Here is a 22513-nt window from a genome sequence, read left to right on the forward strand (position 1 = left end):
CTAGATGGACTTGAATTTCGATGACGAGACCGAGGCCTTTCGGGCCGAGGTCCGCGACTTCCTGGCCGCGAACTCTGACAAGTTCCCGACCGAGTCCTACGACACCGCCGAGGGTTTCGAGCAGCACCGCCGCTGGGACAAGGTGCTTTTCGACGCCGGCCTGTCGGTGATCGCCTGGCCCAAGAAATACGGCGGGCGCGACGCCACCCTGCTGCAGTGGGTGGTGTACGAGGAGGAGTACTTCCGCGCCGGCGCACCGGGACGGGCCAGCGCCAACGGCACCTCGATGCTGGCGCCGACGCTGTTCGCGCACGGCACGCAGGAGCAACTGGACCGGGTGCTGCCGAAGATGGCCAGCGGCGAGGAGATCTGGGCGCAGGCGTGGTCGGAGCCGGAGTCCGGCAGTGACCTGGCATCGCTGCGCTCGACGGCCACCAAAGTCGACGGCGGCTGGAAACTCAACGGACAGAAGATCTGGAGCTCGCGTGCCCCGTTCGGCGAGCGCGGCTTCGGGCTGTTCCGCTCCGACCCGGAGGCCCAGCGCCACCACGGCCTGACCTACTTCATGTTCGACCTGAAAGCGCCAGGGATCACCGTGCGCGCCATCGAACAGCTGGGCGGCGAGACCGGCTTCGGCGAGATCTTCCTCGACGACGTCTTCGTGCCGGACAACGACGTGATCGGCGTGCCGAACGAGGGCTGGCGCGCCGCGATGAGCACGTCGAGCAATGAACGCGGCATGAGCCTGCGTAGCCCGGCCCGGTTCCTGGTGGGTGCCGAGAAACTGGCGAGCATGTGGAAGCAGCACGGTAGCGATCCGGCGTTCACCGACCGCGTCGCCGACGCCTGGATCAAGGCGCAGGCCTACCGATTGCAGACGTTCGGCACCGTCACCCGGCTGGCTGCCGGCGGCGAGCTGGGTGCGGAATCCTCGGTGACCAAGGTGTTCTGGTCCGACCTCGACGTTGCGCTGCACCAGACCGGCCTGGACATCCGCGGCGCCGACGGGGAACTCGCCGACGCCTGGACCCACGGTTACCTGTTCTCGCTCGGCGGACCGATCTACGCCGGCACCAATGAGATTCAGCGCAATATCATCGCCGAGCGGCTGCTGGGCCTGCCCCGGGAGAAGAAATGAAATTCGATCTGGACCAAGAGCAGCGCGACTTCGCGGCCAGCATTGACGCCGCCCTCGGCGCCGCCGACGTACCCGGAGCCGTGCGAGCCTGGTCGCAGGGCGACTCCGAGCCGGGCCGTCGGGTGTGGAGCCTGCTCAGCGAACTCGGCGTGACCGCGCTGGCGGTGCCGGAGGAGTTCGACGGCATCGGTGCGCACACCGTCGACGTGGTGCTGGCCATCGAGGCGCTGGGCCACTGGTGCGTGCCCGGTCCGGTGGTGGAATCCATTGCGGTGGCGCCGATCCTGCTGGCCGGCTCACCCGAGGCCGGTGCGCAGCTGGCCGGGCTGGCCGCCGGTGAGCTGATCGCCACCGCGGCGCTGCCACCGCACACCCCCCGTGCTGTCGACGCCGACCGCGCCGACCTGATCCTGCTCGCCGACAACGGCCAGGCCGGCACGGCACAGGCCGGCACCCGGCACGCCTCGGTGGACCCCAGCCGCGGTGTCTTCGACGTCACCGCCACCGGATCGACCTGGGACGCCGACACCGCCCGCGCCTACGAGCTGGGCGCCCTGGCCACCGCCGCGCAGCTGATCGGGGCCGGTCAGGCGATGCTGAACACCGCCGTCGACTACGCCAAGCAGCGCACCCAGTTCGGCCGGGTGATCGGCGGCTACCAGGCCATCAAGCACAAGCTGGCCGACGTGCACATCGCCCTCGAGCTGGCCCGCCCGCTGGTGTACGGGGCGGCCCTGTCGCTCGATGACAACTCCGCCGACACCGCCCGCGACGTCAGCGCCGCCAAGGTGGCCGCATCCGACGCCGCTCTGCTGGCCGCGCATTCGGCGCTGCAGACCCACGGCGCCATCGGCTTCACCAGCGAGTGCGACTTGTCGCTGTGGCTGCTGCGGGTGCAGGCCCTGCGCCCGGCCTGGGGTGATCCGACCGCCCATCGGCGGCGAGTGTTGGAGGCGATCTAAGTGGCCCGTAACGACGAACGCGACCTGCTGCGCCAGACCGTGGCCGCGCTGGTCGACAAGCACGCCACACCCGAAGCGGTACGGGCGGCGATGGAGTCCGAGCGCGGCTACGACGAGTCGCTGTGGCAGCTGCTGTGCGAGCAGGTCGGCGCCGCCGCCCTGGTGGTGCCCGAGGAGCTCGGCGGTGCCGGGGGCGAACTGGGCGACGCCGCAGTCGTTCTCGAGGAACTGGGCAAGGCACTGGTGCCCACGCCACTGCTGGGCACGATCCTGGCCGAGCTGGCGCTGCTGGCCGCGCCCGAGCCCGACGCCGAAGCGTTGGAACAGCTCGCAGCGGGCGGTGTGATCGGAGCTGTCGTCTTCGACGACGACTACGCGGCCAACGGGGATCTGGTGGGCGCAGCCGACGTAGTTATCGGCACCGACGGCAGCCAGCTCACCCGGTGGAGCGAATTCAGCACCGAGCCGGTGGCCACCATGGACCCCACCCGACGCCTGGGCCGGATCACCGCCACCGCGACCGCACCGATCGGAGACGACCCGGGCATCGCGGACTACGCGGCGATCCTGTTGGCGGCCGAGCAGATCGGCGCCGCGGCCCGCTGCCTGGAGCTGACCGTGGAGTACACCAAGAGCCGGGTGCAGTTCGGCCGGCCCATCGGCAGTTTCCAGGCCCTCAAACACCGGATGGCCGACCTGTACGTGGCCGTGTCGGCCGCCCGCGCCGTCGTCGAGGACGCGATCGCCGAGCCCTCGGCAACCTCGGCGGCGTTGGCGCGGGTGGTTGCCAGCGAGGCGTTTTCCAAGGTGGCCGGCGAAGCCGTGCAGCTGCACGGCGGTATCGCGATCACCTGGGAAAGCGACATACAGCTGTACTTCAAACGCGCGCACGGCAGTTCGCAGCTGTTCGGCCCGCCGGCACAGCATCTTCGCCGGTTGCAGGCCGAGGTGCTGTAGCAGCCCCGTACGGTAGCCGCATGTGCACCCGACTGGTTTACCTCGGCCCGAACGGCAACATCATCACCGGACGGTCCATGGACTGGAAGCTGGATTTGGCGACCAACCTGTGGTCGTTGCCGCGAGGCGTGAAGCGCGACGGCCGGGCCGGGGCGAACTCCATTGAATGGACCGCGAAGTACGGCAGCGTGGTGGCCACCGGCTACGACATCTGCACCACCGACGGTTTGAACGAGGCCGGCTTGTCCGCCAACCTGCTCTGGCTGGCCGAATCCGTGTACCCGGAATACGACGGCAGCGGGCCGGGCCTGTGCATCTCCATCTGGGCGCAATACGTGCTGGACAACTTCGCCACCGTGGCCGAAGCCGTCGCAGCGCTGAGTGCCGAACCGTTCGCGGTGGTCACCGACGGCGTGCCCGGCGAGAACCGCCTGGCCACCCTGCACCTGTCGCTGTCGGACGCCGAAGGTGACAGTGCGATCGTGGAATATGTTGACGGCAAACAGGTCATCCACCACGGCCGCCAGTACCAGGTGATGACGAACTCGCCGATTTTCGACCAACAACTCGCGGTCAACTCCTACTGGGAACAGCTCGGCGGCACCGTCATGCTGCCAGGCACCAATCGCGCCGCGGACCGGTTCGCCCGGGCTTCGTTCTACGTCAACGCGGTACCGAAATCCGAGGACATGAAGATCGCACTCGCCTCGGTGCTCAGTGTGGTGCGTAACGTGTCGGTGCCGTTCGGCATCTCCACACCGGACGAGCCGAATATCTCCTCGACCCGCTGGCGCACGGTCGCCCACCACACCCGCAAGCTGTACTTCTTCGAGTCGGCGTTGACGCCCAACGTGTTCTGGGTGGACCTGAAGAAGCTCGATTTCAGCGAGGGCGCCGCGGCGCGCAAGCTCGACCTCGGCTCCGACGACAGCAACATCTTCGCCGGTGAGACGTCGGCGGACTTCGAAGTCGCCGAGCCGTTCACCTTCCTCGGCTTGAACAGGTGAGTTCGGCTCACCGCGGTCGCCTTCTGGCGACGACCTCGCTGTCGGTCGGGCTGGTGGTCTTGGCGCTGGCCGCACCGGCCGCCGCTGAACCGGGACCGCGGTGGTCGGGGCTGGACGCGCGTACGTACGCCGGCAGCATTCCCGCCGAGGGCGAGCTGATCACCTCGGTCCCGCTCGACCCGGCGCTGTCAGTGACCGGCGCCGCCAAGGCATTCCGGATCCTGTACGCCACGCCCGACCAGCACGGCCGGCCTGCGGTCAGCACCGCCGCGGTCTTTGTGCCACGTGGTGCACCGCCGGCGACCGGATGGCCGGTGATCGCCTGGGCGCACGGCACCGTCGGTCTCGGCGACGACTGCACCCCGTCGGCCCGCCCGCGCAGCACCCGCGACAACGAGTACCTGTCGCACTGGCTCGACCAGGGCTATGTGGTGGTCGGCACGGATTACGTCGGGCTCGGCACGCCGGGGCTGATGAGCTATCTCAACAGCGCCACCGAAGCGCACTCGGTGATCGACTCCGTGCGAGCCGTCCACCAGATGGATCTGCCGCTGTCCCCCAAATGGGCGATCGTCGGCCAATCCCAGGGCGGCGGCGCGGCCATCAACAGTGCCTGGTGGGCCACCAGACTCACCGCCGGCACCGGCCTGGACTACCGCGGAGTCGTGGCCACCGGGACTCCGGCCAACATCGAACGAGTGGTCATGCAAGCCGGTCCCGATCTGCCGTCGCGCCCGACGCCGCCGGCGGCGATCAGCTACACCTCGTATATCCTTGCCGCCCTGCGCGAGGCGCGTCCCGACCTGGGCGTCGACCAGGTGCTGACGCCGCGGGGGCGAGCCTTGACCGACCTCGCGCAGTCGCTGTGCAAACCCGCGCTGGACCAGCAGGCGGCCGATACCGGTATCAATGAGTTGTTCAGTGCCCGGATCGACACGCTGCCGGGCATCCAGAGCGCACTCGACAACTTCCTGGGCACCCCCGTCGAGGGCTACGATCGGCCCATCTTCCTGGGCCAGGGCCTGCTCGACACCGACGTGCCCCCGCTGTCCACCCAGACCCTGCACCAGCAGCTCGTCGACAATCATCAGGACGTGGAGTTGCACCTGTACCCCGATCAGGACCATTCCGGCACCGTGATCGCCTCGATGCCCGACTCCACCCGCTTCCTGCAACGCGTCATGACGGAGGAAAACCCATGACCGATCGCGTCGCATTGCGCGCCGGCATCCCGCCGTTCCATGTGATGGACGTGTGGCTGGCCGCCGCCGAACGCCAACGCAGCCATGGCGATTTGGTGAACCTGTCGGCCGGCCAGCCCAGTGTGGGAGCCCCCGAACCGGTGCGTGCCGCCGCCGCGGCGGCACTACAGACCAACGAACTGGGCTACACCGTCGCACTGGGCATCCCGGAGCTGCGCTCGGCCATCGCCGGCTCGTACGCCGACCGCTACGGGCTGTCCGTCGACCCCGACGACGTGGTGGTCACCACCGGCTCGTCGGGCGGCTTCCTGCTGGCGTTTCTGGCCTGCTTCGACGCCGGCGACCGGGTGGCGATCGCCAGCCCCGGTTATCCCTGTTACCGCAACATCCTGACCGCGCTGGGCTGCGAGGTGGTCGAGATCCCGTGCGGCCCCGAGACCCGCTTCCAGCCCACCGCGGCGATGTTGGCCGAGATCGAAGGGCCCCTGGCCGGGGTGATCGTCGCCAGCCCGGCCAACCCGACCGGCACGGTGCTGGCGCCGGCGGAGCTGGCCGCGATCGCCTCCTGGTGCGACGCCGCCGGGGTGCGCCTGATCAGCGATGAGGTCTACCACGGCCTGGTTTACGATGGCGCCCCGCAGACCAGCTGCGCGTGGGAGACCTCTCGCAACGCGGTAGTGGCCAACAGCTTCTCCAAGTACTTCGCGATGACCGGCTGGCGACTGGGCTGGCTGCTGGTGCCGCCGGCACTGCGCCGGGCGGTGGACTGCCTGACCGGCAACTTCACCATCTGTCCTCCGGTGCTGGCCCAGTACGCCGCGGTCGCCGCGTTCACGCCGGAGGCGATCGCCGAAGCGCAAGGCCACCTGCGGCATTACGCCGCCAACCGCGAGCTGCTGCTGGGCGGGCTGCGGAGCATGGGCATCGAGAAGTTGGCGCCCACCGACGGGGCGTTCTATGTCTACGCCGACGTCGCAGAGCACACCGACGACTCGCTGGCGTTCTGCGCGCGCCTGCTGGCCGACACCGGTCTGGCGCTGGCGCCGGGCGTCGACTTCGACACCGAACGCGGCAACACCTTCGTCCGGCTGTCGTTCGCCGGCCCCACCGCCGACATCGACGAAGCACTGCGCCGGCTCCGCGGTTGGCTGCCGCTCCGGTAGGTTTACCTTCCAAGCTGGAAATACCTGATCGAAGGGACCACTGCTATGCGCATTACCACGACTTCTGACCCTGTTCTCGCGGCGGTCCCAGCATCGCCTCTCCTCCGTCGAGGCTCGCTGAACCGCCTGGCGCTCGGCGCGGCAGCCGTCGGCATCCTTGGTGCGGTGGCCGCATCGACGCTGACGACCAGCACGCCGGCCGACGCCGCACCCGCCGCCTGCACGGCCGCCGGGCTCGCCAGCACTGCCAGTGGCGTGCTGAGCCAGGCCGGTGGATTCCTCAGCGAGCACCCCGAAGCCAACGACGTGCTGACCTCGGCGGCCACCATGCCCGCGGAGCAGGCCAAGTCCTCGGTGCAGGGCTACTTCATCGGCCACCTCGACCAGCTGTCGACCCTGCAGGGCATCGCCCAGCCGCTCACCGACCTGAAGAGCCAGTGCGGGATCGCGGTCTCGCCGACCCAGCTGGCCACGCTGCTGGAGACCGTCAGCAAGTAGGTCCGGGCCATGGCCCTGGTGATCAGTGACCACGAACGGGCCGCGCTGGCGCAGGCGACCGGTTTCGGGCTGTTCGCCGCGATCACCGGACGCCGGTCACGGCGCTTCCCGGTGGGCGGCGCCATTCCGGCCGGTGCGCTGGCCTACACCAGCTGCCGTCCGGTGCAGCCGCTGTCCGAGGTGGAACGGGCGCTGCTGCTGTCGCTGATGGCCGGCGTCACCGGGTGGCACGACGGCATCGCGCACCATCCCCGCTACGCCCCGGCGCTGCCGAACTACCCCGGCAGCGCCACCGGGCGGGCCATGCCGTCGGCGGCGGGCTTTCACACCAGCCAACTGTTCTTCACCGACGACTCCGGCTGCTACCTGCTGCCCACCCGCGACCAGGAACCGAGAGCGTTCGACACCATCGAAGAATGGATCGGCCACACCGCCGATTCCTATGTGCGACTTTCGGATACCCGCCTGGAGCTGCCCGCCGAAGAGCCCTACATGGAGGGTCACAACACCTGGATCGGCAACCACCCCGGCAGCCTGCTGGCATTCAACGTGGCCGACTTGGCCGAGCACCTGCTGGAGAATCTGTGGTTCTTCGCCGCCAACGGCTATCCGGTCCGCGATGACGTCAACGGTCGCGACATCCCCGGAGTGCAAGCGTTCTCCGGTTTGGCGCATGCCGACGATCCCATACCGCTGTCGTTCGTGGAGCAGTACACCCTCACCGAGGCCAGCGCCGAGTTGTCCATCGCGGCCCACAATGGGGCGCTGGGCTTGCAGGCCATGGGCTTGGGCGGCTGGATCTTCGACGGCCTGGACCGGCTGTCGGTGCTGGGCGGCTCCGGTGACCCGCGAGCACCCGGACTGGGATTCGTCGCCGACACCGACCCGCGCTGGCCGTTCCCGAATGTCACCGGGTTACCCGGCCACTTCGAAACGCTCAGCCCGCCGCATGTCACCTCCGTCGCCGAGGGCGTGCGCAAGCTGATCGCCCGGAAGTTCGGTCCCGGTGGGCCCTCCCACCGTGATACGCCAGGTCCGTGGTCGGACAGCCCGGCGGTGCGCGGTACGGCATTAGCACCGGATGGCATCGCCGAACTGGTCACCTGCGAGGCGTCCTACATCTACGACACCTTCGGCAAGCTGCCCGGCACCGTCCCGACCGTGCACGTGCTGATGTACTTGCAGGCCCAGCACCTGGACACCGACTTCTACGACGAGTTCTACTCCCCCGGCGCGTATCTGCGCACCCACGCCGAGCACCAGCGATGCTGGCACGGCTCATGATCGCCGGCGAACGCCTGCGCTGAGGGTGTAAGCCAGCCCCGGGCGCCAGTCGATTCGGGCGACGTCAGCGCCGGAGGTCAGCTAGATTGCGGTCCATGAAGCGAGCGGATGTCACCTTCCTCTCCGCTGGAACGCCTTGCGCGGGCTGGCTCTATCGCCCGAGCGATGCCTCCGGCGACATCCCCTGCGTCGTGATGGCTCACGGTTTCGGGTTGACGCGCCACGATGGACTGCCCGGCTACGCCGAGGCGCTGGCGCAAGCCGGCGTCGCGGTGCTCGTCTATGACCACCGCTTTCTGGGCGATTCGAACGGCGAACCCCGGCAACGTATTCGAACCTCAGAGCAGCTCGAGGACCGGTTGGCAGCTATTGCCTTCGCACGAACGCTCGGCGGCGTTGATCCCGACCAAATCATCCTGTGGGGCTACTCGCTGAGCGGTGGCACCGCGGTGGAGGCAGCCGTCGCCGATCAGCGTGTGGCGGGCGCGATCCTGCTCTGCCCCTTCCTCGACGGCAGATGGCGGACAGTCCACGGGCTGCGAAACCAGCCCGGCAATGCACTGTGGCTGATGGTCCAGGCGATGCGGGATGCGCTGGTACCGGTGGCCGGCGCCCCGGGGGACCACGCCGGACTCACCTTCCCCGGTGAGTTGGAGGGATTTCTGTCGGTGGTGACACCCGGTTGGCGCAACGAAGTGCATGCCGGCCTGGCACTGCCGTTACCGCTGTGGCGTCCGGTCACGCAGGCGGCAAAGCTCACCTGCCCGGTGCTGATTCAGGCCGGCGACAGAGACATCACGGTGTCAGCGCGGGCCATCGATCGCCTCGCCCAGCGGGCGCCACGGGCGACCCGGAAGAACTACGACGTCGATCACTTCGAACCGTTCATCAGCAGCCGGTCAACCCAGATCATCGCCGATCAGGTCGGCTGGCTGCTGGCACGGCTCACGATCGCCGGCGGCGAACCACCGCGCTGACGAGGTAGGCGTGAGCCACTGCCAACAACGCGAACTTGCCGAGTGCAGCACCGCGGGCAAGCCGGGCATTGGTGTCGACGTCGACGCCGTCGAGCACCTTCAGCAGTGCGACCCCCTCGATGGCATCGCCGGCGACCGCCGATCGGTAACAGCCGCAGCGCGATCCGATCTCCGCGGCGACTGCGGAAATACTCTATGAGCAACATCGCCAGAGTTCCGTAGGTCAGCATGTAACCGAAGTCGAGCCATAGTGACCAGCGCGCCCATCGACGGCCCTGCGCACCCCAGGCGGCCAAGATCTCCTGAACGCGTTCGGCGTTGCCGGCCAGCTCGAACGGGATTATGCCCGGCCCGCCCCGCCCCGCGAGTGTGAACCTCACGACGCGACACGCCGCGCCGGCGTCGCCGGATTCACACTCGTCGGCAGAAATTACAGCCAGGTGTCGTCGGTGGTGGCGGTGAGGAACGCCTCCAGGTCGTCGCGCCAGTGCGCCGGAGTGGTCTTGTCCGGTTCGATGCCGGTGTAGTCGCCGCGGTAGAACAGCAGCGGCCGGGGCTTCACCTCCGGCACGTCCGAAAGGGACTGCACCGCACCGAATACCACGAAGTGGTCACCCCCGTCGTGCACCGAAGCGACCGTGCAGTCGATGTGGGCCAGCGACCGGGCCAGGATCGGCGACCCCAGCGGTGACGGCTCCCAGTCCACGCCGGCGAACTTGTCCGGCTCGCGGGAGCCGAAGCGAGCGCAGACATCCTTCTGCTCCTCGGCCAAGATGTTGACGCAGAACTTTCCGCTGGACTCGATGGCCTGCCAGGACCGCGACTGCTTGGTCGGGCAGAACAGCACCAGCGGCGGGTCCAGCGACAGCGCGGCGAACGACTGGCAGGCGAACCCGACCGGCACATCGTCATCCACGGTGGTGATGATCGTGATACCGGTGCAGAACTGGCCGAGCACGTTGCGGAACGCACGCGGGTCGATCGAGAGGTCGTCGGTCACCGCTACTGCATACCCACGGTGAAGTCATGCCCCCACAGGCTGACCGCGGTGCTCTCCCGAGCCACCCAGTCATCGTCGTCGACCTCGAGACCCTCGCAGCCGAACTCGATCTGAAAACCGCTGGGCGCCTTCATGTAAAACGACAGCATCTTATCGTTGACGTGCCGGCCCAGGGTGGCGGCCATCGGCACCTTGCGGCGGTAGGCGCGGTCCAGGCAGAGCCCGACGTCGTCGGCGCTCTCCACTTCGACCATCAGGTGCACGATTCCGGTCGGAGTCGGCATGGGCAGGAAGGCCAGGCTGTGGTGGCGCGGGTTGCAGCCGAAGAACCGCAGCCAGGCCGGGTCGCCGTCGGCGGGCCGGCCGACCATCTGCGGGGGCAGCCGCATCGAATCGCGCAGTTTGAAGCCGAGCACATCGCGGTAGAAGTGCAGCGCCTCGGCGTCGTCCTTGGTCGACAGCACCACGTGACCCAGGCCCTGCTCTTCGGTGACGAACCGGTGCCCGTAGGGGCTGACCACGCGGCGGTGCTGCAGCGCCACTCCGTGGAAGACCTCCAGGTGATTGCCGGACGGGTCGTCGAACGCGATCATCTCCTGGACGCAGCGCTCGGCCAACTCGGCCGCGGTTGCTTCCTTGTAGGGCGTGCCCTCGGCGTCCAGACGCTGCCGAATCTCGGCCAGCCCTGCGGCGTTGGCGCATTCCCAACCGGACACCAGCAACCGGTCGGTGTCACCCGGCACGACTACCAGCCGGGCGGGGAACTCGTCCATCCGCAGGTACAGCGCACCGTCGGTAGCTCCGGAGCCCTCCACCATGCCGAGGACCTTCAACCCGAAGTCCCGCCAGGCCGCCATGTCGGTGGCCTGGATCCGCAGGTAGCCCAGCGAACGGATACTCATCAGCCAGCCTCCGATCAGACCATGGTGTCGCCGGGCGGCAACCCGAACTCGTGATTGCCGAAGATCAGGTAGGCGCGCTCCGGGTCGTTGGCCGCGTGCACCCGACCCGCATGCGCGTCGCGCCAGAACCGCTGCACCGGAGCGTCGTTGGACAGCGCGGTGGCGCCGGCCGCCTCGAACAGCCGGTCGATGGAGGCGATGGCCCGGCCGGTGGCACGCACCTGGTCACGCCGGGCCCGGGCCCGCAGCTCGAACGGAATCTCCTGGCCGGCGGCCAGCAGCGCGTACTCGTCGCCGACGTTGCCGATCAGCTGACGCCAGCCGGCGTCGATGTCACTGGCGGCCTCGGCGATCCGGACTTTGGCGAACGGGTCGTCCTTGGCCTTCTCGCCGGCGAATGCCGCGCGCACCCGCTTGCCCTGGTGCTCGACGTGCGCCTGGTAGGCGCCGTAGGCCATACCCATGATCGGCGTCGAGATGGTGGTGGGGTGGATGGTGCCCCACGGCATCTTGTAGACCGGCGCGGTGTTGGTCTGGTAGCCGCCGGCGGTGCCGTCGTTCATGGCCCGGTAGGACAGGAAGCGGTGCCGCGGCACGAACGCGTCCTTGACCACCACGGTGTTGCTGCCGGTGCCGCGCAGCCCGACCACGTGCCAGACGTCGTCGATGCGGTAGTCGGAGATCGGGATCAGGAAGCTGCCGAAGTCCACCGGCTTGCCGTCCTTGATCACCGGGCCACCCAGGAACGCCCAGGTGGCGTGGTCACATCCCGACGACCAGTTCCACGAACCGTTGACGATGTAGCCGTCGGCGGTCTCGGTGACCACACCGGCGCCCATCGGCGCGTAGGACGAGGAGATCCGGACGTTGGTGTCCTCGCCCCAGACGTCTTCCTGGGCCTGCTGGTCGAACAGCGCCAGGTGCCAGTTGTGCACGCCGATGATCCCGGCGACCCAACCGGTGGAGCCGCAGGCACTGGCCAGCCGGCGCACCGCCTCGTAGAAAAGGGTGGGGTCGCACTGCATGCCGCCCCACTGCTCGGGCTGCAGCAGCCGGAAGAAGCCGATGTCCTCGAGCGCCTTGACGTTGGCGTCGGGCAGCTTGCGGAGGTCTTCGGTCTCCTGGGCGCGGTCACGCAACTGCGGCAGAAGGTCGTCGATGGCGGCCAACACCGACTGCGCGTCACGCTGTTGAATGGACGTCACTAGATTGCCTCCCAGAAGTGAACAGGTTCTTCCGGCCCGTTTTCCAACCAGCCTAGAGTGAGATTAGAACACGTTCCGATTTGTGTCGAGCGGGGTGTTCCTGCAGCTGGTAGCAATACCGGACCACTTTTCTGTAACCTGTTCTAGTTATGACCGAAGATGAAGGGCGGCCCGTGACGGAGACCATTCCGGACGAACCACTCGGCAGTCACGTGCTGGAACTGCAGATCACGGAAGTCGTCACCGAGACCGACGATGCGCGCTCGCTGGTATTCGGCGTGCCGGACGGGCCGGACGACCCGGAGATCCCCGAACAGCGGTTGAAGTACTCGCCGGGTCAGTTCCTGACGCTGCGGATCCCCAGCGACCAGACCGGCTCGGTGGCCCGCTGCTACTCGTTGTGCAGTTCGCCGTTCACCGACGACTCGCTGGCCGTCACCGTCAAGCGGACCGCCGACGGCTACGCATCGAACTGGCTGTGCGACAACGCCCGCCCCGGCATGCGCATTCATGTGCTGGCACCCTCGGGCACCTTCGTGCCCAAGTCACTGGACACCGACTTTCTGCTGCTGGCCGCCGGCAGCGGGATCACCCCGATGATGGCGATCTGCAAGTCGGCGCTGTCGCAGGGCAGCGGCAAGGTGGTGCTGGTCTACGCCAACCGTGACGAGCGGTCGGTGATCTTCGGCGCCGCGCTGCGCGAGCTGGCCGACAAGTACCCCGACCGGCTGACCGTCGTGCACTGGCTGGAGTCGGTCCAGGGCCTGCCCAGCCGCGCGGCGTTGGCCCAGCTGGCTGCCCCCTACACCGACCGCCAGGTCTTCATCTGCGGCCCGGGCCCCTTCATGCAGGCCGCTCGCGAAGCCCTGGATGCCTGCCAGGTCCCGGCCGAGCAGGTCCACCTCGAGGTGTTCAAGTCGCTGGACAGCGACCCGTTCGCCGCGGTCAAGATCACCGACGCTCCCGAGGGCGAGCAGGCCGAAGCGCCGGCCACCGTCGTCGTCGAGCTGGACGGCGAAAAGCACGAGCTGGTGTGGCCACGGCACGTCAAGCTGCTCGACCTGCTGCTCGACAAGGGTCTTGACGCCCCGTTCTCCTGCCGGGAGGGCCACTGCGGCGCGTGTGCCTGCGAGCTGAAGAAGGGCAAGGTCAGCATGGAGATCAACGATGTGCTGGAACCCCAGGATCTCGCCGAGGGGCTGATCCTGGCCTGCCAAGCCCATCCCGAGACCGATTCGGTGGAAGTGACCTACGACGAGTGATCCCCGGTCTAGGTTGGTGCGACATGAGACGGTTGCTGATGATCCCGGCGGCCTTGACGCTGCTGGCCGCGCTGATCCCCCCGGCGATCTCCTCGGCGGCAAGTGACACCAAGACGTCACTGCTGCCGGTCAACGACGCCGACCAGCTGCAGACCCACAGTTGGGTCGACTGCAGCGCGCCGCCACTGTGCCGGTTCACCGTCGGGGTGCAACTGCAGACGCCCGAGGGGCTGGCCGGCTTCCCGCCGGACCTGTGGGCCCGCCAAAGCACCGAGATCCGCTCGTCGAAGCGGACCGCCTACCTCGACGTGCACACCGACGGCGGTGAAGGCTGGTTCAAGGACCGCGGCGGCCCGGGAACCAAGGTGTTCAAGGACGGCACCGGCGCGGTCATCCAATCGATGTACTACGGCGAGGGCCCGCCGGAGAAATACCAGACCAACGGCAGCATCGACGTGCTGGAATACTCCACCGGCCGCCCCAAGACCGACGCCAATGTGATCGTCTGCACCCACGTGCAGGTGGTGTACAGCGGGGTCAACCTGACCACGCCGTCCACCTGCGCGCAGACGGTGTTCTAAGGCGGCTCAGTACACGTCGCGCTGGTAGCGTCCCGCCGAAGCCAGCGCCCGCACATGGGCCTTCGCGGCATCGTGCTGCAGGCCACCGTGCTGCTCGGCGATCTGCACGACGGTGGCCTCGACTTCCTTCGCCATATGCTGCGCGTCGCCGCAGACGTAGAGATGCGCGCCGTCCTGCAGCCACCGCCACAACTCGGCGCCCCGCGCGCGCATCCGATCCTGCACGTAGATCTTCTCCGGCTGGTCGCGGGAGAAAGCCAAGTCGAGTTCGGTGAGGAAGCCGTCGGCGTGCATCCCGGTGATCTCGTCGCGGTAGTAGAAGTCGGTGGCGGCATGTTGTTCCCCGAAGAACAGCCAGTTTCCTCCGGTGTGGCCGAGCGCGCGCCGCTCATGCAGGAATCCCCGAAACGGCGCGATCCCGGTTCCGGGGCCGACCATGATCATGGGGATGTCCGGCTCGCTCGGCGGCCGGAAGTGGTTGGCCTTCTGCACGAAGATCCCCACCGCGTCCTGCGCAGCGGCGTCGGCGAGATAGGTCGAGCAGACCCCGCGACGGGGGCGTCCCCGGAAGTCGTAGCGCACCGTTGAAACGGTCAGCTGCACTTCGCGAGGATCTTGTTTCGGACTCGACGATATCGAATATAGCCGTGGCTGAAGGGGTTTGAGCACCGCGAGCCACTCGTCGGCGGATACCCGCACTGGAAACTCGGCCAGCAGGTCGATCTGGTGGCGCCCCCACGCCCACTCGGCGAAGCGAGCCCTGTTCTCCGGCTTGACCAGTTCGGCCAGCTCCGCACTCCCGCTGCGTTCCGCGACGAACCGCACCAGGTCCGGGTTCAGCCGGGCGATGGCGAACCGCTCCCGCAGTGCGTCACGCAGCGCCATCAGCTGTCCCTCAACGATTTCCACACCGTCGTCGCCGTCCAATCCGGCGACGCGCAGCCATTCGTCGACCAGCTCGCGGTGGTGGCGCGGCCAGACGCCCAGGGCATCGCCGGCCTGGTAGTGCAGGGTGTTCTCGGGAAGCGCGAAGGTGAACTGCCGCACATCTTTCGCCGATCCCGGCCCGCTGAGCCGGGTGTTGCCTACCAGAGCGGTGATCAGCGGGTTCTTCTTGCCGTACGGCTGCGGCTCGGGGGTAAGCGGGGCAGCGGGCGCCGCCGGCGCCGGTGGGGCCTCACCTGCGGGCACCGGCGCACGGACCAGGGCCTCGCTGATCGCTTCCAGCCACCCGGCCGCGGCAGCCCCGTAATCGGGCTCGCAGTCGACGCGGTCGACGATGCGGCGCGCGCCGAGTTCGGCGAGGCGGCCGTCGAGTTTGCGCCCATGCCCGCAGAAATCGTCGTAGTTGGAGTCGCCCAACGCCAGTACGGCATAGCGGGTGTCGGGCAACCGGGGCGCGCCGGGGCCGTTCAGCGCCTCCCACAGGGCGCAGCCGTTGTCCGGCGGATCACCGTCGCCGGTGGTGCTGGTGACCAGCAACAGCACCGGCGTGCTCGCCAGCTCGGCCGGCGGGAAGTCGTCCATGCCGTACAGGGTGACCGCCACGCCCCTCTCGCCCAGTCTGGCCGCACACATTTCCGCGGCTTCCTCGGCGGTGCCGGTCTGCGACGCCCACAGCACGACGACGGGAGTTGCCTTCGCTCCGCCGTCCGGCGCCGGCGACGGCGGTTGCGGAAGCGCCGGATCCGGTTGCACGGCGGCGCCCGGTTGCGTGCTGCGCGAGAACAATCCGGCCAGCACGCCGTCGACCCACATCCGCGCATCGGCATCCAACGGGGCGCTCAGCGGCAGCGTCGGCACTCCGGCGGCGCTGCGACCGGCCTCGGTGCGCAACGCCGTCACCAGTCCGCCCAGATAGCGCCGCTGCGACGAGTCGAATTGCGGTGCTTCGACATCGGCGGCGATCCCGAACAGCTCGGTCAGGGCGTCAACCTTCGACAAGTAGCTCTCCTCCCCTTCCGGTGGCGCTTCGACCTCGTCGGCCGGCTGCTTGGCGACCTTGACCAGGGTGACCGCACACGCCTTGTACTCCGGCTGTTGCGAGGTCGGGTCGACGGCGTCATTGGTGACGGCGTTGATCGACAGGTACTCACCGAACGCGTCATTCCAGTGGAACGGTGCGAAGCAGTTCCCCGGCCGCACCCGGTCGGTGACCACCGCCGGCAGCACGGCGCGGCCCCGGCGCGAGGCGATCTCCACCGGGTCGTCGTCGACGACGCCCAGCCGGACGGCGTCGTCGGGGTGGATCTCCACGAACGGGCCCGGGTTGAGCTTGTTGAGCTTGGCGACCTTTCCGGTCTTGGTCATGGTGTGCCACTGATGCGGCAGCCGTCCGGTGTTGAGCAGGAACGGATAATCGTCATCGGGCATCTCGTCGGGCAGTAGATGCGGCCGCGCGAAGAAGACCGCTCGGCCGGACTCGGTCGCGAACGCCAATCGCGGCACACTGCCGTCCTCCCGGACCAGCTGTGTCTGACTGGCCCCGTCGTTGAGGTAACGGATCGGGTGGCGGTCGCAGCCGCTCCCCGGCGGGCACGGCCACTGGATCGGGTTCTGGCGCAACCGCTCATAGCTGATGCCGCGCAGGTCGTAGCCGGTCTTCGGATTGTGGAACCGCTTGATCTCTTCGAACACCTCCTTGGCGCTCGAGTAGTCGAACGCCTGGGCGTATCCCATCTCCGCTGCGACGCGGGCGATGATCTGCCAGTCCGGCAGCGATTGCCCGACCGGGTCGACCGCCTGCTGAAAGAGCGTGAGATTGCGCTCGGAGTTGACCATCACCCCGTCGCACTCGCTCCACAGCGCCGCCGGCAGCAGCACGTCGGCGTAGGCGTTGGTCTCGGTCTCGGCGAACGCATCCTGGGCGATCACCAACTCGGCCCGTTCCAGCCCTTCCAGCACAGTCTTGCGATTGGCCACTGTCGCAACCGGGTTGGTGCAGATGATCCAACACGCCTTGATCTGGCCATCGGCCATCCGAGAGAACATGTCGATGGTGCCGGCACCCACCTCGGTGCGCAGCGAGCCGCGCGGAACACCCCAGATGTCCTCGACGAATTCACGGTCGTCGGCGCAGACGACGCTGCGCTGGCCGGGCAGCCCCGGGCCCATGTAGCCCATTTCCCGGCCACCCATCGCATTGGGCTGGCCGGTCAGAGAGAACGGCCCGCTGCCGGTCTTGCAGATGGCGCCGGTGGCCAGGTGCAGGTTGCAGATGGCGTTGGTGTTCCAGGTTCCGTGGGTGCTCTGGTTGAGCCCCATTGTCCAGCAGCTCATCCAGTTGCCCGCCTCGCCGATCCACGCTGCGGCGGTGCGGATGTCGGCCTCGGGGATTCCGGTGAGCTCGGCCACCGCCTCCGGCGTGAATTGTTCGAGGAAGCTGGGCATGACGTCCCAGCCCTGGGTGTACTCGGCGATGAACTCGTCGTCGGTGTGACCGTTTGCGACGATCAGATGCAGCAGCCCGTTGAGCAGCGCCAGATCGGTTCCGGGCGCGATCTGTAAGAACAGGTCGGCTTTCTCCGCGGTGGCACTGCGGCGCGGGTCGACGACGATCAGCTTGGCACCGGCCTTGACCCGGTCCATCATCCGCAGGAACAGAATCGGGTGGCAGTCGGCCATATTGGCGCCGATGACGAAGAACACGTCGGCGTGATCGAAGTCCTGGTAGGAGCCGGGCGGTCCGTCGGCGCCGAGTGACTGCTTGTAACCGCTGCCTGCGCTGGCCATACACAGCCGCGAGTTGGACTCGATCTGGTTGGTGCCGATGAAGCCCTTGGCGAGCTTGTTCGCCAGGTACTGGGCCTCCAGCGACATCTGGCCGGAGACGTAGAGCGCTACGGCGTCGGGTCCGTGCTCGTTGATGATCGCCCGCAGCCGGGCGGCGCAGTGCGTGATGGCGGCACCGGCATCGGTCGGCTCGGCGGGCTCGTCGCGTCCGGGCCGCACGAATGCCGACTCCATCCGGCCCGGCGCGGCGAGCAGATCCGCGGTGGTGGCTCCCTTGGTGCACAACCGGCCGAAGTTGGTCGGGTGGGACTTGTCGCCGGCAGATTTGGCCACCCGCCGGCGTCCGGTGGCCGCATCGGTCTCGACCTGCAGCACCATGCCGCAGCCGACCCCGCAGTAGGCGCACAGGGTGGTGACGGCCTCTGCACGCTGGGAGTCGTCTTGCGCGGGCACGGAAGGTCACCTCCTGCGGTTGCGGGCGTTGCCGTCACCCTGCCGCGCGCAGGTTTCAAGATCATTTCGGGACCATTACCACGGGTTGCGATATTCCTGCAGGGTTGCTGACCATGGGTGACGCCGACTGCAATCGCGGACCGGTGTTGCGCGAATCACTCCCCGGCCAAGGACTCCTGAGCCTGGCGTAGGACCGCGAACGAATGTCCCGGTAACAGTGTGGTGTCGGTGTCACCCCGTGGTGTTCCCCAGGCCAGCACCGGCTCGCCGTCGAACGGCACGCTCGCCGCGGTCTCGCTGAGGTTGCAGACCAGCAGAAGCGGACCGCGGCGCATGGCGAACCAGCGCGCGTCCTCGTCGTAGTCGATCGTGAGTTGGCTCAACCACGGCCCGGCCGGACCGATTTCAGCGCGCAGCCCGATCAGCGCCTGGTAGACGCCCAGCAGCTCTCGGTGGCGTTGCTCCGCGAGCTCGCCCCAGGCCAGCTTGGACCGCTGGAAGGTTTCGGGGTCCTGCGGGTCCGGGATCTCGTCGGCGTTCCAGCCGTGCTCGGCGAACTCGGCCTTGCGGCCTTCGGCGGTGGCGCGCGCCACCTGCGGATCCTCGTGCGAACTGAAGAACTGAAACGGGGTGAGTGCGCCCCATTCCTCGCCCATGAAAAGCATTGCGGTGTAGGGCGAGAGCAGTACCAGTGCGGCCTTTATCGCGAGCTGTCCGGCGGTCAGGTTCTGCGAGGGTCGGTCGCCGAGCGCTCGGTTGCCGACCTGATCGTGGGTGCACGTGTAGGCCAACAAGCGGGTCGCCGGAATCTGCGAGATCGGCAGCGGACGACCGTGGCGCCGGCGGCGAAACGACGAATAGGTGGCCGCATGGAAAAAGCCGTTACGCAACGTGGTCGCCAAGGTGGCCATGCTGCCGAAGTCGGCGTAATAGCCTTGCCGCTCACCGGATACCGCGGTGTGGATGGCGTGGTGGATGTCGTCGTCCCATTGCGCGGTCATCCCGTAGCCACCGTCTTCGCGACGGGCGATGGTCCGTGGGTCGTTGCGGTCGCTTTCCGCGATGAGCGACAGCGGCCGGCCCAACTGCGCAGCGAGTGCATCGGTTTCGGCGGCCAGCTCCTCGAGAATATTGATCGCGGTGGTGTCCACCAGCGCATGCACGGCATCCAGCCGTAGGCCGTCGACATGGAAGACACGCATCCAGCGCAGCGCACAGTCGATGATGTAGCGGCGCACTTCGTCGGAGTCGGCGCCGTCGATGTTGACGGCATTGCCCCACGGGTTACGTGCCTCCGACAGATACGGTCCGAAGCGCGGAAGATAATTCCCGGACGGGCCGAGGTGGTTGAACACGGCGTCGACCAGCACCCCCAGGCCGCGGTTGTGGCAGGCATCGACAAAGCGCGCCAACCCATTCGGGCCGCCATAGGGCTCATGCACCGCGTACCACAGCACGCCGTCGTACCCCCAGCCGTGCGGACCGGAGAAGGCATTGACCGGCATCAGCTCCACAAAATCGACACCCAAGTCGACCAGGTGATCCAGCTTCTCGATGGCGGAATCGAAGGTGCCCGCAGGAGTGAATGTGCCGACGTGCAGTTCATAGATCACCGCGCCTTCGACCGGCCGCCCTGCCCAGTCGTCGTCGGTCCAAGTCGGGCTGCCCTCGTCCCACACCGCCGAACGCGCGTGCACGCCCTCGGGCTGGCGGGCCGACCTCGGATCCGGCAGCACCTGCGGGTCGTCGTCGAGCAGATACCCGTAGCGGGCATCAGGCGCCACGTCGAGCGTTGTCCGCCACCACCCACCACCCGAACGGGCCATCGGGTGCGCCACCCCCTCGACGTCGAGGGCGACGACTGCCGGCGTTGGTGCCCAGACGGCGAAGTCAGTCATCGATACGCTCCAGCAGCGCAACCGGTAGTTCGGCGAACAACTCGACGGCCGGCACCGGTCCACTGTGCCGGACGCCGGAGAGCGCGTCGGACCAGGTGCCCGGCGGCAGTGCGACGGCGGTATCGCGCCATCCGGTGCCCTGCAGGCGCACCGTCCACCGGCTGACCGCCACCACGACGTCATCGCCGCGGCGAAACGCCACGACATGTTCTGACGCCGGACCGGACGCCAGCACCGGGCGGTAACCACCGTGCAGGAAGGTGGCGGGCCGGGCTCGTCGCATCTGCAACGCGGTAGCGACCACTGCCATCTTCGGGTGGCGCAAAGAGGTGAGCGCTTCCCGGCGCGCGCCGTAGTCGACAGGCCGCCGGTTGTCCGGGTCGACCAAGCTGTCGTCGCACAGTTCAGTGCCCTGGTAGACGTCCGGGATGCCGGGGACGGTCAGGGCCACCAGTTTCTGACCCAGGATGTCGCTGTCGATGTGCGGTGCGAGTTCGGCGACGAGCTCCGTCAGTTCTTGCGCGATAGGCCCATCCAGGATGTCGTCGAGCCAACGATGCAGTGCGCTCTCGAACTCTGTGTCGGGGTCGTGCCACGATGTCCGCCGGTCCGCTTCGCGAGCCGCCTTTTCGGCATAGGCGTGCAGTCGCTCCCGCAGCGCGGTGGTCACCCGACCGTCGAGTGGCCAGACACCGAAAATGTTCTGCCACAGGAAAAGCCCGGTAGCCAGGTCGGGTGACGGCGCCCTGGATTCCCAACGGGCGACGAACTCCGCCCACAACGACGGCACCTGCGACAACACGCCGATACGCGCCCGTACATCTTCGCCGCGTTTGGTGTCGTGGGTGGACAGCGTGGTCATGGTGTGCGGCCAGTGCCGTGCCCTGGTGGCGGCCCGGTGATGAAACTCCGCCGATCCCACACCGAAATACCGCGGATTGCCGCCGACCTCGTTGAGCGACACCAGCCTTGCGTCCCGGTAGAACAGGCAGTCTTCGGTTGCCTTGGCGGTCACCGCCCCGCACAGCTGTTGCAACCGCACCGCGGCTTCGCCGTCGTCGGCGATCGCAGCCGCGACCAGCTCAAGCGGCTCGTCGAGTTCCGGCCGCTCGGCGTGAGTTTGCGCCAGCGCCACCGGCAGTACCGCGGCCAAGCCGGGATAGTCGCTGCGATAGACACCGACCTGACCGAGCAGAGCCACGACGGCATCGGGCAACAGCGGATGTTCGGCGCCGGTAGCGCTCACCACACAGCGGCACAGTCGCGCCAGCTCGCTGCCCAACGTCTCGGCAGCCGCGCTCTCCTTCTGTTCTGCCAGCAGGACCGGCATCGCGCGATAGTCGACCCCGGTGGTTTCGAACAGCTCGGTCAACGCCGGCTCGCCAGTGGGGTCGATGAACAGCCCGCCGATCTCCCGCAGGGCGTCGTAACCGGTCGAGCCGGCTACCGGGAGGCTCGGTTCGAGCGACTCGTCAACGGCCAGAATCTTTTCGACGACGATCCAGGCGTCAGGCCCGATCAGCGCGCGCAGCCGCTCCAGATATCCCTGCGGATCCGACAGCCCGTCCGGGTGATCGACCCGCACGCCGTCGGCCAGGCCGGCGTCGAACCAGCGGGCCGGCTCGGCGTGCCAGGCCTCGAAAACGGTCCGATCCTCTTGGCGCAGGCCGGCCAGCGATGTGATCGAAAAGAATCGGCGGTAGCCGCAGATCCCGTTGCGCCAGCCGACCAACCGATAGTGCTGGCGATCGTGGACTTGGGCGCCGCTGCCGCTGCCGGTTCCGGGCGAGATTGGAAACACCAGATCACCCAGCCGCAGTGTCTCGCCGTCGACCGCCAGGTCAGCGACATCGCGGTCAGATCCCAGTACCGGCAGAATGATTCGGCCATCACCGAGTTCCCAATCGATGTCGAAGTATGCGGAGTATCGCGATGCCCGGCCATGCTTGAGCACATCCCACCACCACGGGTTCTGCTCCGGTCTGGCCACCCCAACATGGTTGGGCACGATGTCGATGACCAGACCCATTCCGCGTGCGCGCGCGGCCGCCGACAGCCGCGCCAAACCCTCGGCGCCACCCAGTTCGGCAGACACCGTGGTGGGATCAACCACGTCGTAACCATGGGTCGACCCGCGTACCGCGGTCAGCACGGGTGAGAGATAGAGGTGCGAAACGCCGAGTGCGTCGAAGTAGTCGAGCAGTTCCTCGGCGTCGGCGAAGGTGAACGCGAAGCCGCTTTCCGCGCCCCGCAGCTGTAACCGGTATGTGGACAGCACCGGGAGGGCCATTC

General features: G+C 67.9%; 17 protein-coding genes. 11 read left to right on the forward strand and 6 right to left on the reverse strand.

Features of this window, described 5'->3' with window-relative positions; genetic code table 11:
- Positions 1-4: 4 nt before the first annotated feature.
- The 9 genes from K3U94_RS20975 (at position 5) to K3U94_RS21015 (ending at position 9188) form a co-directional block, all read left to right on the forward strand.
- Positions 5-1138: an acyl-CoA dehydrogenase family protein gene (locus K3U94_RS20975; protein WP_220694897.1), complete on the forward strand. Its 1134-nt coding sequence runs from the start codon at positions 5-7 to the stop codon at positions 1136-1138.
- Entirely contained in the window at positions 1135-2100 is a 966-nt protein-coding gene (locus K3U94_RS20980; RefSeq protein WP_220694898.1) for an acyl-CoA dehydrogenase family protein, read from the forward strand. The genes K3U94_RS20975 and K3U94_RS20980 overlap by 4 nt, the downstream gene beginning before the upstream one ends.
- Complete coding sequence (gene ipdE2 / locus K3U94_RS20985) at positions 2101-3057, forward strand: acyl-CoA dehydrogenase IpdE2 (protein WP_220694899.1); 957 nt, start codon at positions 2101-2103, stop codon at positions 3055-3057.
- 20 nt (positions 3058-3077) lie between these two features.
- Positions 3078-4064 carry a bile salt hydrolase gene (gene bsh, locus K3U94_RS20990; RefSeq protein WP_047320701.1) on the forward strand — a complete coding sequence of 329 codons (987 nt, stop codon included), beginning with the start codon at positions 3078-3080 and terminating at the stop codon, positions 4062-4064.
- A gap of 23 nt (positions 4065-4087) precedes the next feature.
- Positions 4088-5266: an alpha/beta hydrolase family protein gene (locus tag K3U94_RS20995; RefSeq protein ID WP_220696891.1), complete on the forward strand. Its 1179-nt coding sequence runs from the start codon at positions 4088-4090 to the stop codon at positions 5264-5266.
- Entirely contained in the window at positions 5263-6429 is a 1167-nt protein-coding gene (locus K3U94_RS21000) for a pyridoxal phosphate-dependent aminotransferase (RefSeq protein WP_220694900.1), read from the forward strand. The genes K3U94_RS20995 and K3U94_RS21000 overlap by 4 nt, the downstream gene beginning before the upstream one ends.
- 165 nt (positions 6430-6594) lie before the next feature.
- The gene (locus K3U94_RS21005; protein WP_230987263.1) at positions 6595-6927 is read left to right on the forward strand and encodes a heme-binding protein; all 333 of its coding nucleotides are present in this window, start codon (positions 6595-6597) and stop codon (positions 6925-6927) included.
- Between the two features lie 9 nt (positions 6928-6936).
- Complete coding sequence (locus tag K3U94_RS21010) at positions 6937-8211, forward strand: hypothetical protein (RefSeq protein WP_220694901.1); 1275 nt, start codon at positions 6937-6939, stop codon at positions 8209-8211.
- 95 nt (positions 8212-8306) lie between these two features.
- Positions 8307-9188 (forward strand): alpha/beta hydrolase, encoded by an 882-nt coding sequence (locus K3U94_RS21015; RefSeq protein WP_220694902.1) that lies wholly within the window; start codon positions 8307-8309, stop codon positions 9186-9188.
- A gap of 430 nt (positions 9189-9618) precedes the next feature.
- On the opposite strand, the gene hsaB is transcribed toward K3U94_RS21015, so the two are convergent.
- Genes hsaB through hsaA form a run of 3 tightly spaced genes read right to left on the reverse strand, consistent with a single transcriptional unit; the run spans position 9619 to position 12295 of the window.
- A complete protein-coding gene (gene hsaB / locus K3U94_RS21020; RefSeq protein WP_200900690.1) occupies positions 9619-10170 on the reverse strand; it encodes a 3-hydroxy-9,10-secoandrosta-1,3,5(10)-triene-9,17-dione monooxygenase reductase subunit in 552 nt (183 codons plus the stop codon).
- A gap of 20 nt (positions 10171-10190) precedes the next feature.
- On the reverse strand, positions 10191-11090 hold the full coding sequence (hsaC, locus tag K3U94_RS21025) for an iron-dependent extradiol dioxygenase HsaC (RefSeq protein ID WP_220694903.1): 900 nt from the start codon (positions 11088-11090) through the stop codon (positions 10191-10193).
- A gap of 14 nt (positions 11091-11104) precedes the next feature.
- The gene (gene hsaA / locus K3U94_RS21030) at positions 11105-12295 is read right to left on the reverse strand and encodes a 3-hydroxy-9,10-secoandrosta-1,3,5(10)-triene-9,17-dione monooxygenase oxygenase subunit (protein ID WP_047320695.1); all 1191 of its coding nucleotides are present in this window, start codon (positions 12293-12295) and stop codon (positions 11105-11107) included.
- Between the two features lie 173 nt (positions 12296-12468).
- Here hsaA and K3U94_RS21035 point away from each other — a divergent pair, with 173 nt between their 5' ends.
- Complete coding sequence (locus tag K3U94_RS21035; RefSeq protein ID WP_109519672.1) at positions 12469-13557, forward strand: ferredoxin--NADP reductase; 1089 nt, start codon at positions 12469-12471, stop codon at positions 13555-13557.
- A gap of 23 nt (positions 13558-13580) precedes the next feature.
- Positions 13581-14138, forward strand: coding sequence for a hypothetical protein (locus K3U94_RS21040; protein ID WP_220694904.1), 558 nt, complete (start codon positions 13581-13583; stop codon positions 14136-14138).
- 6 nt (positions 14139-14144) lie between these two features.
- Here K3U94_RS21040 and K3U94_RS21045 read toward each other — a convergent pair whose 3' ends face one another.
- The 3 genes from K3U94_RS21045 to treY all read right to left on the reverse strand — a co-directional run bounded on the left by K3U94_RS21045 (position 14145) and on the right by treY (position 22511).
- Positions 14145-18323 carry a bifunctional nitrate reductase/sulfite reductase flavoprotein subunit alpha gene (locus tag K3U94_RS21045; RefSeq protein ID WP_267878329.1) on the reverse strand — a complete coding sequence of 1393 codons (4179 nt, stop codon included), beginning with the start codon at positions 18321-18323 and terminating at the stop codon, positions 14145-14147.
- A gap of 155 nt (positions 18324-18478) precedes the next feature.
- A complete protein-coding gene (gene treZ, locus K3U94_RS21050; RefSeq protein ID WP_220694905.1) occupies positions 18479-20221 on the reverse strand; it encodes a malto-oligosyltrehalose trehalohydrolase in 1743 nt (580 codons plus the stop codon).
- Positions 20214-22511 (reverse strand): malto-oligosyltrehalose synthase, encoded by a 2298-nt coding sequence (gene treY, locus K3U94_RS21055; RefSeq protein WP_220694906.1) that lies wholly within the window; start codon positions 22509-22511, stop codon positions 20214-20216. The genes treZ and treY overlap by 8 nt, the downstream gene beginning before the upstream one ends.
- Positions 22512-22513 lie beyond the last annotated feature (2 nt).

The organism is Mycolicibacter heraklionensis (assembly GCF_019645815.1).
GTDB classification, from domain to species: Bacteria; Actinomycetota; Actinomycetes; order Mycobacteriales; family Mycobacteriaceae; genus Mycobacterium; species Mycobacterium heraklionense.